Source organism: Acidobacteriota bacterium, assembly GCA_016208495.1.
Taxonomy (GTDB): domain Bacteria; phylum Acidobacteriota; class Blastocatellia; order Chloracidobacteriales; family Chloracidobacteriaceae; genus JACQXX01.
Map to the genome: position 1 here is coordinate 1 of JACQXX010000158.1, position 13,555 is coordinate 13,555.

The 13,555-nt window shown below is 48.7% G+C and carries 9 protein-coding genes; 5 read left to right on the plus strand and 4 right to left on the minus strand.

Annotation, left to right across the window (positions count from 1 at the left end; genetic code table 11):
- Nucleotides 1-320: 320 nt before the first annotated feature.
- Together HY774_28485 and HY774_28490 are read right to left on the minus strand one after the other, a co-directional pair.
- Nucleotides 321-971, minus strand: a complete 651-nt coding sequence (locus HY774_28485; protein MBI4752447.1) for a macro domain-containing protein — start codon at nucleotides 969-971, stop codon at nucleotides 321-323.
- Nucleotides 972-985: 14 nt separating this feature from the next.
- A complete protein-coding gene (locus HY774_28490; GenBank protein ID MBI4752448.1) occupies nucleotides 986-1,933 on the minus strand; it encodes a hypothetical protein in 948 nt (315 codons plus the stop codon).
- Nucleotides 1,934-2,250: 317 nt separating this feature from the next.
- On the opposite strand from HY774_28490, the gene HY774_28495 reads away from it, so the two are divergent.
- From HY774_28495 to HY774_28505, 3 genes are all read left to right on the plus strand, one after another.
- Nucleotides 2,251-4,416: a CHAT domain-containing protein gene (locus HY774_28495; GenBank protein MBI4752449.1), complete on the plus strand. Its 2,166-nt coding sequence runs from the start codon at nucleotides 2,251-2,253 to the stop codon at nucleotides 4,414-4,416.
- Between the two features lie 91 nt (nucleotides 4,417-4,507).
- Nucleotides 4,508-7,678 (plus strand): hypothetical protein, encoded by a 3,171-nt coding sequence (locus HY774_28500; GenBank protein ID MBI4752450.1) that lies wholly within the window; start codon nucleotides 4,508-4,510, stop codon nucleotides 7,676-7,678.
- A gap of 132 nt (nucleotides 7,679-7,810) precedes the next feature.
- Nucleotides 7,811-9,616: a hypothetical protein gene (locus HY774_28505; GenBank protein ID MBI4752451.1), complete on the plus strand. Its 1,806-nt coding sequence runs from the start codon at nucleotides 7,811-7,813 to the stop codon at nucleotides 9,614-9,616.
- A gap of 171 nt (nucleotides 9,617-9,787) precedes the next feature.
- Here HY774_28505 and HY774_28510 read toward each other — a convergent pair whose 3' ends face one another.
- A complete protein-coding gene (locus HY774_28510) occupies nucleotides 9,788-10,468 on the minus strand; it encodes a CPBP family intramembrane metalloprotease (GenBank protein MBI4752452.1) in 681 nt (226 codons plus the stop codon).
- The gene (locus HY774_28515) at nucleotides 10,432-11,832 is read right to left on the minus strand and encodes an aspartate aminotransferase family protein (GenBank protein MBI4752453.1); all 1,401 of its coding nucleotides are present in this window, start codon (nucleotides 11,830-11,832) and stop codon (nucleotides 10,432-10,434) included. Before HY774_28515 ends, HY774_28510 begins: the two co-directional genes overlap by 37 nt.
- Before the next feature lie 241 nt (nucleotides 11,833-12,073).
- Between HY774_28515 and HY774_28520 the strand changes: the two genes are divergently transcribed.
- Nucleotides 12,074-12,769, plus strand: coding sequence for a TetR/AcrR family transcriptional regulator (locus tag HY774_28520; GenBank protein ID MBI4752454.1), 696 nt, complete (start codon nucleotides 12,074-12,076; stop codon nucleotides 12,767-12,769).
- Nucleotides 12,770-12,944: 175 nt separating this feature from the next.
- Nucleotides 12,945-13,478: an ABC transporter permease gene (locus HY774_28525; GenBank protein ID MBI4752455.1), complete on the plus strand. Its 534-nt coding sequence runs from the start codon at nucleotides 12,945-12,947 to the stop codon at nucleotides 13,476-13,478.
- Nucleotides 13,479-13,555: the final 77 nt, after the last annotated feature.

Genomic DNA, 13,555 nt, shown 5'->3' on the forward strand with positions numbered 1-13,555 from the left:
CGGTACACTTCTTTGGTTCGGTCATGGGTTTCCTCTCGGTTTTTCATATTTCCTTAGGAAACCCTATACCGTCTTTCTTTTTCAAGTCTCTTATCCCTGTTTTCTTTTCTTTCCAAAGATCCGTTCTGCGACACGCTCTAAGTACCTTGTCATAAATTTCCTGAGATATTGGATTGGGTCAGTGTTTGATTCTTTTCGTGTAGTTCGTGGGTTTCGTGGTTCAATATGTCTGGAAATTTTCGGTAAGGTACTTATCAGGTCGCCACGGACAGCGGGTATCCAAACTCAAAACTGAAAATATCGAGCCTATGCACCACCTGTCACTTTGTCATTTTCAAGAAACCCAGATCGCCTCCAACCCGGATGGCCTGTTGCCGATCTTGAGCCATCGGCCAGCTTATGAGTTCGGGAGGGGAGAGAAAATAACGATAGGCCAGCGCCATCTGGCGGGCGGCTTCCTCAGCCGGAACACGACCCGTCGCGGTGCCGAGCCCTGGGCAGGCCACCGTCCGAATCGGGCGGTCTGAGTTCAAATTGTGTTTGCGAACTGCCAGCAACATCGCCCACATCGCTGAATACACCTGGTCGGTCATGGCAATCGGCATTGGAATACGCATCGTCGGGGTGTGTGCTAGAAATGGATGTTTGGGATGACCGGTTTCAACGATGAGTGACGTTCCAACCGGTTGCTCCCCCAAAAATTCATCCAAAATCCGGGCGTGGACCCGGTCAAGCAGTTCAACTCCGAAAAAACCGATGATGGCCAGATCAACGCCACCATCCATCAGGCCAAATGAATTGGCGGCACTCACCATGCAGTCAAAGACCGGCAAGTCTTCAAACCGGCTGGTGACGATTTCAACTTTGCGAAACCCTTTGAAATGCAGTTTGAGTGCCGTTGTAACGTCCGGGTTGGGGTCAACCAGGATCAGTTCAAATGAGCGGCTGAGATCTTTGGCTGTTCGAGTCATCGAGGGTATCTCTCTCATTCATCGGATACGCACTCACTTGCTGCCATCCGGTTGACCATATCTGTAAACTCAGCCGGAGGGAAAAACTGCAGGGCTTTGCGTGTTTCCCGATAAGGCAAATTGATAAATTTCTGGTGGCGATACCAGTATAGATTTGGGCTGATTGAGCCAGGGCCCTCATTATACAACCCTCTCACCAGTGGAATCAGAACATTGACAGCTTTGATCACATCCAGATTCTGAATCGGGTAGAGAATGGCGGCGTGCCGATGCGGAACACCCACCAGCGTCCCATACAACCCGAGGCATTCGGGAAATTCCTCAAGCAGCAGCACCATAGTTGAGGCAAAAAAACTATCGCCGGATATGATTTTCACTGAAAGCTCATCGGTGATCTGAAAATCGCTCACCTCGACATCACTGACCTCGCGCACATAGTTGAGTCCCAGCCGAATGAGTTCATAGTTTGATTTTCCCCAGGGTTTGGTGTCATCAGCGCCGATGGTTCGGATGGCGTTCTCTAAATCGAGCACGAGCATTGTCGCGGTGCCTTCCAGATCAATTGAGGCAACTGCTTTGTCCGGGCCAATCTGGTCAAGATAACTGTCTGGGTATAACCGAACCGCGAGAAAGGGGGCGACCTGGGAAAAATCGGCGAGTTTTTCTTCAAATTCTCGGCCTTCGACTTCAGCTTCCAGAATCGTTTGGAAATGATGGGTAATCACCTCGGCCCAGACTTCGGGTTCAGCCTGGTAACAGACCTGAGCCAGATTTTGGAGGCCATACTGGCGTTTGGTTGAGGGCACCGCCGCGATACCGTCATTGAGAGAAACCTTTAACTCTGCCCTGGCAAAGTATTCCTTGACCAGTTGATGAAACCGCTCATATTCCTCAGGCGAAAAAAATGACGCCCAGTCGGGAACCTTAGGACCCAGCCCAAATAGTTTTCTGAAAAAACCCATGCCCTGCCTCACACCAATCAATTTCTTTTCCAGAATATATCCGCCAGCTCTTCCATTTTGCCAGCCTTGAATCAGTTTTTAATCCGTTAGAACAAAATTGATAGCTGCTGGTTAAATAGTTAATTAACAATTCTTTCCTACACTTTTAGCGCAGTGGTTTCAGAAAGCTTTTTTACAGTATAATTTGATGACTGTTAATGAACTATTTTCCGCTTTCTTATATAAGCTCTCAAGTCTAAATCAAAGAAAATTTCCGATTCAGACATTTCCATTTTTCATTGGTCCGTAATGCCAGCTCAACTTGAATGGAGAAAACCATGAATCCAGTCGAACTCGAAATCGGACTCCATAACTGGGATAAGGAGAAAAACAGCTATGCCATCGAAATGCGGATGCTGGATCCTCAAGCCCAGGAAGAAACCCGGCTCATTCGGCAGGGTCCGGCTCTGGCCACCATCAACGTGCACACATTAAGTGCCACCTTGCCCTCGGCTCTCGGGTTACCACTCACTCACGCACTGTTTGCCGATCCAAAGGTCAAAAAGGCTTTTCTGGAAGCCAAAACAGCAGCATCTGCCGCAAATGAACCGCTACGAATTCGATTATTTATCAATCCGAATGCCCAGGAACTCCATTGCTTGCCCTGGGAAGGGTTGTGCGACCCTGAAGAGCTGTCACCACTGTTTACCAGCGAGTTGTTTTTCTTTTCACGCTACATTATTTCCAGTCGGTTTCGCCCCTATCGAGGCAATGGCCAACTCAAAAAGGTCTTGCTCGTCGTCGCAAATCCTCAAAATCTGAACAACTATGCTCCCAATGGACAACGCCTGACCCCGATTGATGTCGCCGGCGAGATTCAACACATTTTACCTGGCTTGAAACCATTTGAAGTTTCAATCCTGGATAACAAACGGCAAGAAGCACATCAGGCGTTGAAATCTCAGAGCATCGCTCACGTAAAGCTCTTACCATTTAATAATAAGGCAACCATAGACAACCTGTCTTTTTATCTGCGCGAAGGGTTTGATGTTTTATATCTGGTTTGTCACGGTGCCGTGGTTGAGACCCATCCGAAATTGTGGTTGGAAGATGAAGTCGGTGCAGTGTCGGTCGTTTCCGGCATTGAGTTCGTGGATATTCGACTCAAAGAGCTTCAGTCACCGCCCAAACTTATCGTGTTGGCTTCATGCCAAAGCGGTGGGACAACCGATGCTGCCTCTGCAATGACGTTTTCAGGTGAGCTTTCAGCTTTGGGCCCACGGCTGGCAGATGCAGGAATTCCAGCCGTTGTTGCGATGCAGGGTAGTGTAAAGATGAAGACCGTGGCGGAATTTATGCCGGTGTTTTTCTCAGAATTACACGATCAGGGAATTTTGGATCAGGCGATGTCCGTTGCTCGCCGACAAATTTCCGATGTGGCAGAGCGCGCGATTCCGGTTCTGTATATGCGGTTGAAAAACGGGAATTTCCGTACCCAGTTTGTTCGAAAACAAACCGATTTTGGCAAATGGAGTGGGTTGTTAAACCATATCAACAATGGTCGGTGTACCACCATTCTTGGATTCGGGCTGCTTGAATCGTTACTTCCGTCAACTCGTGATATTGCCCAGCGATGGGCGGAAGTTCACCATTTTCCACTGGCACCCTATAATCGGGATGATCTGCCCCAGGTCGCCCAATTTCTGGCAATCCAGCAGGACTATTTTTTCCCGCGTGATGAATTGATTTGGAATATTAAGCAAGAACTGCTCCGCCGTTTTCCACATATTCAAGTTTCAGATGAGCATGATGTTTCCATCAATGATTTGCTCTATCAAATTCTGACTGACCCCGCGACGTCACCCAATACAACCCAAAATCCACATTACCTCTTAGCCCAACTTCGCTGTCCGGTTTATATTACCGCCAAACCGGATAATCTCATGGAACGGGCAATGACCGATTTTTCCCGACCACCAATCGTGATTGAGTTTGATAAGTCTGCGCAGGGGGGGAATCCGGAACAATCAAAATTTAAACCAACCGTAGATACACCTCTTGTCTACAATTTATTTGGGACGTTTGATCAACCTGAATCTCTGGTTTTAACCGAAGATGATTACTTTGACTATCTCATTCATACGGCACGCTTTCGGGAGTTAATTCCATCTGCCGTTCGAGGTGCCCTGAATAACTCAGCCCTTCTGTTCCTGGGGTTTCAGCTTGATGAGTGGAACTTCCGGGTCTTGTTTCGAAGTCTTCTTGATCAGGAAGGAAAAAAGTTGCGTGAGAAATTCACTCACGTGGCGGTTCAAATTGATCCCCAGTACAGCCACAGCATTGAGCCGGATCAGGCGCGAAATTACTTGCAAAAATACTTTGAGAATTCTGACATCAGCATTTATGAGGGAACCGTTGAGCAGTTTGTCACTGAGCTGCATACCCGTGGTGTCAGACAATACGGAAGTAAATTCCTGACCGGGAAAAAACCTCAGAGCTTGTAATTGTCAGAACCCAATCCTGTTCGGCCATTGGTTTACACTCAAGTTTAGTACTTTCGAGTTTTTGAGTTTGATCGTTTCCGGAGAGAAAACCATGTCATCTCAATCTACCAGCCGCAGAAATCCCTATGTTGGACCACGTCCCTATTGCCCAGGCGAAACCCTTTTTGGCCGCGATCAGGAAATTCTCGATTTGTTTGACCTGCTTCTGGCCGAACGCATTGTACTAATGTATTCACCGTCAGGGGCTGGAAAGTCTTCATTGATTGAGGCTGGATTGCGGCCCAAACTTCAGGAAGAAGGATTTGAAGTTTTTCCGACGCTACGGGTTAGTTTTGTTCCCGTAACCTCCAGCCAGCACCCTGAAACCTCCAACCGTTACATTCTGAGCCTGTTGTTATCGCTTGAAGAAGGTCTTCCGAGAGCAGACCGGTGGAACATCGAACAATTATCCAGCCTGACATTGGAGGCATATTTAAATCAGCGTTGGGCGGGTCATCAGGGAGACAAGCTAAAAGTTCTCTTTTTCGATCAATTTGAAGAGATTCTGACCTTAAATCCGGTTGATCAGGACGTCAAAATTGAATTTTTCAAACAAATTGGACAGGTTCTCCGCAATCCTGAAGTATGGGTGTTGTTTTCAATGCGCGAAGAATTTGTTCCAGCACTTGATCCATTTCTGTATTTGGTTCCGACTCGACTCAAAACCCGATTTCGGCTGGAACTCCTCACCAAAGAAGCCGCCGCCGAAGCCATCCAAAAACCTGCCCACTCTCAAGGAGTGACCTTCACCAACGAAGCCGCACGGTATTTGACCGAAGATCTGGCCAAAATTGTGATTCAGGACCTGGATGGAAATAAACAAGAGGAAATCGGCAATCATATCGAACCGGTTCAACTCCAGGTGGTTTGTTACAACCTGTGGGAAAAACTCTCTGGAAAAAAGGAAATTACCGAAGCTGACATCAAAAACCGTCAGGTGGGCAATGTTGACGCCGCACTTGGTGAATATTACGCCCAAACGGTTGAAGCCATCGCCCAATCAAAAACGACTGAATCCCCAATCCGCCTCTGGTTTGAGAACCATTTAATCACCCGGCATGGCATTCGGGGGCAAGTCATTCAGGAACCGCAGGCAAGCCAGGGATTATCAAACCAAACCATCAAAAAGCTGGTGGATGCGCATCTGGTTCGAGCCGAACGAAGACTTGGTTCAACCTGGTATGAACTCTCGCACGACCGGTTAATTCAGCCTGTCCTTGAAAATAATAAAGCCTGGTTTGAGTCCAATTTAACGCTTTTACAAAAACAGGCCATGCTCTGGCAGAAACAGGGGTATCCTGAAAGTTTGCTCTTGCGAGGCCAGGATTTGGAACGAGCCAGAACTGAGATTGATGAGCAGCAGATTGAGTTAACACCGAATGATCAGGAGTTTCTTAACTTTTGTGAACAAGCTGATTCCCGCGAGCAACATCGTCTCAAAGCAATCGAAGCCGAGGCTCGCGCTGAAGCAGAAGAAGCAAAGCGACTTCTCGAAGTAGAAGCCCGCAAACAGGCTGAAACACGCCAACGACTTGAGGAAGAAGCCCGTAAACAGGCTGAGGTCCGTCAAAAACTTGAAGAAGAACGAAGAATCGAAGCCGAAAAAGCTCAAGAACTGGAAACCGTACGCAGAGTTGAGGCTGAAGAAATAGCCCTTCAAAAAACACAGGCGGCAGAGCGATTAAAATGGGCATCACGTTTAGCTCTTTTCACTGCAGTTTGTGGTGTTTTATTTGGGGGCGGGTTTGTCCTGGTTGCCAAAAATAGAAGCGACGCAGCAATCAAACGACTGACTGACGAACATAAAAACAACCTTGAGGCTGCAAGAGTGAAATCAGAGCAAGACACCAATTTGAGAGTAGATACTATTGTGAAAGACGCTGAAAATAAAAGGACTCAGACTATCGAACAAGCAGAAAAAGACAAAGCAGATGCGGTCAAACAAGCAATTGAAAAAGCCAATCAAGAGAAAGAGAGAATAATCGCTGAAGCGAATCGCAAGCGCAGAGAAATCGAACAAAAAGCAGAGGACGAGAAAAAAATAGCAGTGGGAGAAGCGGTAAAAGCGGCAACAAAAGAAGCTGATATAAAACTGGTAAAACTCCTTGAAGAAGCAGAGTATAAAAAACAAAGAATCATTGACACAGAAAAAGAGAAACAAGCCGAAATTACGAGGGCTGCCAATGCGAATCTTGCCGCAAGTGAGAAGGCTCGCAGTGACTTAGCGAATGACCTTATTAAAATCAGAGGCGATTACGATGGAACGCTCAAAGAAATTAAACAGGAGATTGAGCAGGTAACCAGCATTCAGGACTTAAAAATACTCCAAACCAAGGTAGCAACGAGAATTGCAGCCTTGATTGATGGAACAAAAGAAGATTTCAAAACAGTTCAAAGTTCTTTGAGTCAAAACGTAGCTGCATCAAATCCACCAACTTCTCTTCCATTCATCCAAAATAACTCTTCGCTTTCCCTTGATCAGGATGGTTCACCGGTATTTGTAACCCCAGTCAATAAGACGGTTCAGGTTTTGGATAAAAACCAATCTGTCATCAGGGAGTTCCCAACTGAACTTCCCGCACCGGCAGTTGCCGGCACAATTTCCAATAATCGAATGATCGTTGCCGCAAGCTCAACCGATAACAAAGTTCGCATTTGGAATTGGAACTCGCGCTCATCTGAACGCTTTAGGGAATTTAATGGATTTAAAAGAGAAATAACGGCACTGGCATTCTCTCCTGACGACAAATACCTTGCCGCTGGCAGTGAAGATGAACAGGTAAAGATATGGGATCTTAACAAAAAGGATACTGACCTACCCATCTTTGATAAAAACTTGCCCGGCAATGTCTATTCGGTGGTTTTCAGCCCCGACGGGAAATATCTGGCTGCTGGTGATAACCACAACAACGTTTATTTTTATGAAATTTCAACTGAGAAACAGATAGGAACCAACCTGGAAATGCCCGGCAATGTGGTTGCCCTGTCATGGGTTAAATACCAGGGCCAAACCCTGCTGGCAGCCGCCGGAGACGAAGTCGTCAGACTGTGGACGGTTGACATAAATGGGAAAGCGACTCCATTTGGCCGCCCGTTGATCCATAAAAAAGATGTCATCACACTGGCACTCAGTCAAAACGGAGAGTTCCTTGAAGTCATTACCGAAGAGAAACAACTCTATCGGTGGAATGTCCAGGCGGTGAAAGATTCAGTCGTAAAGTAGCCTCATGTGGTTTCTCAGTGTATACCATTTTGCAATGAAATGTTTATATCATAGAGAAGCTAAATCGTTGAAAAAATTGTATTTCCCAAACCCTGAACCCCGAACCCTGAACCCTGAACCCTAAATGGTATTATGTCAGACGAACTCTATTTCAACGGAATCAACGCCTCAACCGGTGACTATCTGGTTGATCCGATGACGGCTGAGCAACTTGCAGCACAAATTGTGGCTGAAAAACCTGATGCCGGGCACGTCAATGAACTCAAAGAAAAGCACGATCAAAACCTCCTTCCCCGGTTGCTGCCGATGGAAGGCGTTGACCCACTTGATCTGGCCCAATCCGGATGGGGTGTGATCTTTGCTGCCAATGCGGACCCGGAAGTTCGGAAGGCACTCAGTGCATTGATCGAACACCGCAAAAATCAGGCTGGAAGTCGCTTCAAGGAATTTTCGGGTGCGACTGGTTTTCAAACGGGTGAAACCAAACTGGATTTTCTCAGGCGAAATGGTGCTGGCATGGGCCCGGTCAATCCGGCAAAAATCCCCTATTATCTTCTGATTGTAGGCGATCCAGAAACCATCCCGTTTCATTTTCAATACCAGTTGGATGTACAGCATGCCGTTGGACGGATTCATTTTGAGACACCTGACCAGTATCGCGCCTATGCCCAAAGCGTTGTCGAATTTGAGACAACCGGCCAAACCCACCGCCCGGAAACCGCTTTCTTTGGCGTGAAAAATGATGATGACCCGGCAACCAGACTTAGTTGTGACGACCTGGTCAAACCGCTCGCCAACGAAATGCAGGCTGCCTTTCCACATTGGAAACTCAATCGAATCCTGGAAGCTGATGCCACCACGACCCGCCTTGCAAAACTGCTTGGTGGGAGTGAAACCCCGTCACTTCTCTTCACCGCCAGCCACGGCGCCGGATTTTCAAAAGGCGACGCAAACCAGTTGAACCATCAGGGAGCGCTGATTTGCCAGGAATGGCCCGGGCCGCTGATGTGGAAACGGCAGCCAATCCCTCCGGAATTTTATTTTTCAGCCGATACCCTTTCGAATCAGGCTAATGTGTGGGGAATGCTCACCTTCCATTTTGCCTGTTATGGAGCGGGAACGCCCCGCTATGACGATTTCCCGCACTTGAACAAGCGCGGCAAAGATCTGGCGGCAACCAGCTTTCTTTCCGCGCTTCCAAAAAAAATGCTGGCTCACCCCAACGGTGGAGCACTGGCAGTGATTGGGCATATTGATCTCGCCTGGGGGTATTCATTTGTCTGGCAAGACACCGCCAAACTGACCGAAGGCTTTAACAGCGTTTGTCAGCGCCTTTTGAAAGGCATGCCGGTTGGGTACGCCCTTGAATACTTCAACAACCGGTATGCTGAAATTTCCACTGAGCTTTCCAAAGAACTCTATGAAGTCAAACACAATGGAAAAATCCCGGAACCGGGGCTGCTTTCCCGACTGTGGACGGCCAATAACGATGCTCGAAGCTTTGTCATTCTCGGAGACCCGGCGGTCAAACTCCACTTCGGAACTGGTTCAAATCAGCCTTCTGAACGACCGGTTTTGAACGTGACATCACAGCCGGAAAAGAAAACTCCATCTCCCACTGTGAGCCAAACACCGATTGAGCCTCCTTCCGTGCTGGAAGCATCCAGGTCAGAAAATTCATCGGATTCAGCCGGATTGTATGTCGAGACCTCGATTGATCCGAATCCGGCAACGGTTGATTTGACGGCATCAACCGGCACAACGGTTATTGCCCGCTCATACATCCAGCCAGGAAGAAGTATCAAAACTGTCATTGCGGAAATTGATCATCCGCGCCTGGAGACCTTATTAAAATTTCATTCCGGGCTGGTTCATCAAATTGCCGTGAATCAACCACCAGTTGCTCCCCAGGGTTCGCAATCAATTCCGAAAAAATAAGTTTCCATTCTGTCAACATCAGGTAAGAACAATCTCCGTTGCGGAAAGGTCACTTGAGTTTGACAATCACCGCCCGGAGGGCGCTGGAGAGTAGCCGGTGGTTTGCCGCTTTGGGCATACCACCGGGATTCGTGCCCATTTCCCTCGCGCCCGGATGGGCGCTGGAAGCTTTCATCGGCAAAGTTTCGGTAACCGTTCCCTCGTGCCTGGGGTTTTGATCCAGCGCCCATCCGGGCGCGAACCGTTGGCGGTCCGTATTCCGGTGGGTGCGCCGCAAAGCCGGCTTCCACACCGGCTACTTTCCGGCGCCCTCCGGGCGAAATCCGACCTTTCCGCAACGGAGAACAGAATCGGCGGCCAGATCGAACCCGTGCGCACATACACCAGCGTGCACACCAGTCCCAAAATTCCGGCACACACCAAAAATGCCGGGCTCAGGAACAATCCCAGCACGGCGGGTTTGATCAGCCATCCATTGAGCGGATGGGAAACAATAAACACACTCAGGCTGAAAATGCTCCATTTCCAGACTGATCCTTGGGGTTTATGTTCGGATGGATGAGGAAGCAACAGTCCCCGAAAAATGGTTTCTTCGACCAGACAGGGCTTGAGGAAAATCAGAGCCGTGAGCACTCCCAATTGAATTGGGGTGATTGCAACGACTTGAACTTTGAGCAACCCGGTGCCAAATCCAATCAGAATTGTCGCCAGCATTCCAAGGCCGTACACGCCCAGACACCAGGCCCACCCCCGCCAGGAAGGCCAGGTGACAAAGGCTTGGCTTACACTTGATGCTCGTTGGCGGATTGAGCGCGCTATTGATGGCTGACGAACGCCTGGTTGCTCCTGCATTTTGTTGTCGCCTGATCAAGAAGCCGCCAGATATCTTCAATCCAATCCAGATGTTCCGGTTTCATCAGCACTGATCTGAGCACGGTGACGTGGGGTTGATCAATTTCGATTCCCGCAGCTTCGAGGTTAAAAAATTCAACTGGAAGATCAGCCAGCGCCAGATGTAATCCCTGGCGGGCGGTTTCAGCAAAAATCTGGCGGGAAAGCGCACTCACTTGATAGGCATTTCGGGCTTTTGGAATCCAGACCACAATATCAAGCTCGGGTTCAAAGGCCGTCAAAAAGCGGGAATCAGCGTTGAGTTTTTGAAAGAGGGTCAGGGCTGCGGTTCGGGATTTGGCCAACTGACTGGCAAAGGTACCACCGCGAACCAGGGGAAAATGCTGATGCGTGGCCCACAGCGCGACGGCTGCCGCTCCGGGGCGAGAGCACTCCAGGCTGATTTCGCCCAGGTGCAATTCATCTGAACTGAAATAGGTATAGGGTGAATCATGGCGGTATAACCAGCCGACATTTCGATCCCGGAACAGAACACAGCCGCAGCCATAGGGTTGCAGGCCGTGTTTATGCGGATCAATCACGAGGGAATCAACTTTGTTTAATTGATCAAAGGCGCGGCGGGCATCTCCGGCCAGGTTTTTGGCCAGCCCGTAATATCCACCATAGGCGGCATCGGCGTGCACGCGAAAATCAAATTCGGGGCGCAGTTCGAGGATTTCAGCCAGTGGGTCAACCGACCCAATCGCCGTGGTGCCCATGGTGGCAACCACCGTGCCGACCTTTCCCGTGGCGAGTTTTTCCCGAAGCACTGAGAGATTCATGCGGCCTTTTGAATCGCAGGGAACTGATTCAAAAGGAATTCCCAACACCCCGCAAATCCGATGATGGGTGTAATGGGCCTGCTCGGACGCCACAATCGTTTTTCCAGGGTTGAGCCGCCCAGCGACCCAGAGGGCTTCGAGGTTGGCCATAGTGCCGCCGCCACACAAATGCCCCAGATGCGTTTCCCAACCAAACATTTCAGCCAGATGGGCCACGGCTTCTTTTTCCATCGCCGAACTGGCTTTTCCACCATCCAGCGCGTGGTTATTGGGGTTGATCCACATCGCTAACGAATAGGCCAGCCGGGCGACTGGGTGCGGTGGTTTCAACATTTGCCCCGCATACAGCGGATGGAAATATGGATAATTATCAACCAGACGATCCGCAACCTGATTGAGAACTGATTGAATGACTTCAGGTTGGATTGATTCTCCAGTGTTTAGATGTGGAAGATCGCCAAACCCGGCGCTGAGACGATCAAGAGAAGTTTGAAGCAGGCGCACCAATGCCTGGTCCGGAAAAGAAAATCGTGGTTCGCTCATTTGACCAACCCTTTCAGGGGGCAAGAATAATCTGAGGTGCAAAGGTGGGTAGGTAGGAATTTGTCAGGCCGCTTATTTCACCATGAAACCGCGCCCCGATACAAAGCAAGTTTGGTGAGAATCAAAATTTTTCCCTTAAAATTATGAAAATTTGAGCAGACTGTCCTGCAGAATAACCAGTTCGCAATCCGACTTCAGGATTGACCGCACCGGAAACAACCAATTAGGCTGCAAAAGCTGGTTGACATTCCGTCAAACCAGCTTTATTTTATCACCGCTTGAAATTTTAACACTGTTAAAAATGGGAATCAAAGAACGCAAAACGAAACATAAAGAAGACCTGCGGCGGATGATCCTTGATGCTGCCCGCGATTTGTTTGTGACTGAAGGCTATCGCAATGCGTCAATTCGCAAAATCGCGGAAAAGATCGAGTACTCGCCGACCGCCATTTATTTTTACTTTCGCGACAAGGCTGAAATCCTCGATGCCCTCTGTGCCGAGACTTTCTCAGAACTGGACGCCACACTCAAAAGCCTGAATCGTCAGCAATCTGATAGCTTGAAAATGCTGCGGACCTGTGCCCGGGCCTACATTGACTTTGGGTTGAGTCATCCGCATCACTACCTTCTGGTTTTTGTGATGGACGACCAGTCGGTTTTTCAAGGCGAGCGGGCAGAACATAAAAGCAAATATGGGATGCAGTGTTTCAACAATCTTCGACAATCCGTCAAACAGGCGATGGATGACGGGTATCTGGTTGAAGCAGACCTGGAAACAACCTGTCAGGCCGTGTGGGCTGCGATGCACGGGGTGACGGCGCTCTTGTTAACCCAACCCGGCTTTCCTTTTGTGGAACGTGAACACCTCATCAATCGCATGATTGATATGATTTTGGACGGTATCCGGCGGCGGGATGAGCCAGCGGTGAGTGCGTGATTTGGATCTGAAGATTTTCGGGCTGAAGACATCGGCTGAAGAATTGACTTTATTTCATCCTTCGTCCCTCATTCCTTTAATTGTTCTGGGCCAGAAAATCACGTGCCAAAAATTTTTACCCAAAATTTGAACAGTGTTCAAAAATAAATCAGTATTCCAGAAATAAGTGGCGATTATGAACTATGTGGCACTCAAAATGCTAACCGGTGATCGGGCAAAATTCCTCGGATTGATTTTTGCCATCGCGTTTTCAACCTTTCTGATGTCACATCAGAGTTCGATTTTTTGGGGATTGATGCGCCGAACCGTCAGTCAGATCCGTGATGTTGCGGATGCTGATATTTGGGTCATGGACCGCGAAACCCAATATATTGACGAAGTCAAAACTCTGACCGAAAACGATTTGCTCAGGGTTCGCGGCGTTGTTGGTGTGGAATGGGCCGTCCGATTATTTAAAAGCAATTCGCGAGCCCGAGCTGAAGACGGCAAGTTTCGCAATGTCATTTTGATGGGGCTCGATGATGCCACTCTGGTTGGTGCCCCCCGCCAGATGCTGGTCGGGTCACTTGAGAATCTCCGCAAACCGGATTCAATCATCATTGACCGGGCTGGCTTTCTGTACTTTTTTCCAGGCCAGGCGCTGACACTAAATCGGTCCACAAGGGATTGGAACAGAGAAAGAAGACTTGGCACAGACCAAAAACTTTGATACTTGAGAAAAAAGAAAATTACCAACCAAGGAGCAAAGTCATCTGTGCCTGGAAAAACGATACTGGAAATCCCTGA

Bases quoted from the DNA above. Each gene is read 5' to 3' on its own strand.
- HY774_28500 (MBI4752450.1), top strand. From the start codon at position 4,508: ATGTCATCTCAATCTACCAGCCGCAGAAATCCCTATGTTGGACCACGT.
- HY774_28505 (MBI4752451.1), top strand. From the start codon at position 7,811: ATGTCAGACGAACTCTATTTCAACGGAATCAACGCCTCAACCGGTGAC.
- HY774_28510 (MBI4752452.1), bottom strand. From the start codon at position 10,468: ATGCAGGAGCAACCAGGCGTTCGTCAGCCATCAATAGCGCGCTCAATC.
- HY774_28525 (MBI4752455.1), top strand. From the start codon at position 12,945: ATGAACTATGTGGCACTCAAAATGCTAACCGGTGATCGGGCAAAATTC.
- HY774_28495 (MBI4752449.1), top strand. From the start codon at position 2,251: ATGAATCCAGTCGAACTCGAAATCGGACTCCATAACTGGGATAAGGAG.
- HY774_28515 (MBI4752453.1), bottom strand. From the start codon at position 11,832: ATGAGCGAACCACGATTTTCTTTTCCGGACCAGGCATTGGTGCGCCTG.
- HY774_28490 (MBI4752448.1), bottom strand. From the start codon at position 1,933: ATGGGTTTTTTCAGAAAACTATTTGGGCTGGGTCCTAAGGTTCCCGAC.
- HY774_28485 (MBI4752447.1), bottom strand. From the start codon at position 971: ATGACTCGAACAGCCAAAGATCTCAGCCGCTCATTTGAACTGATCCTG.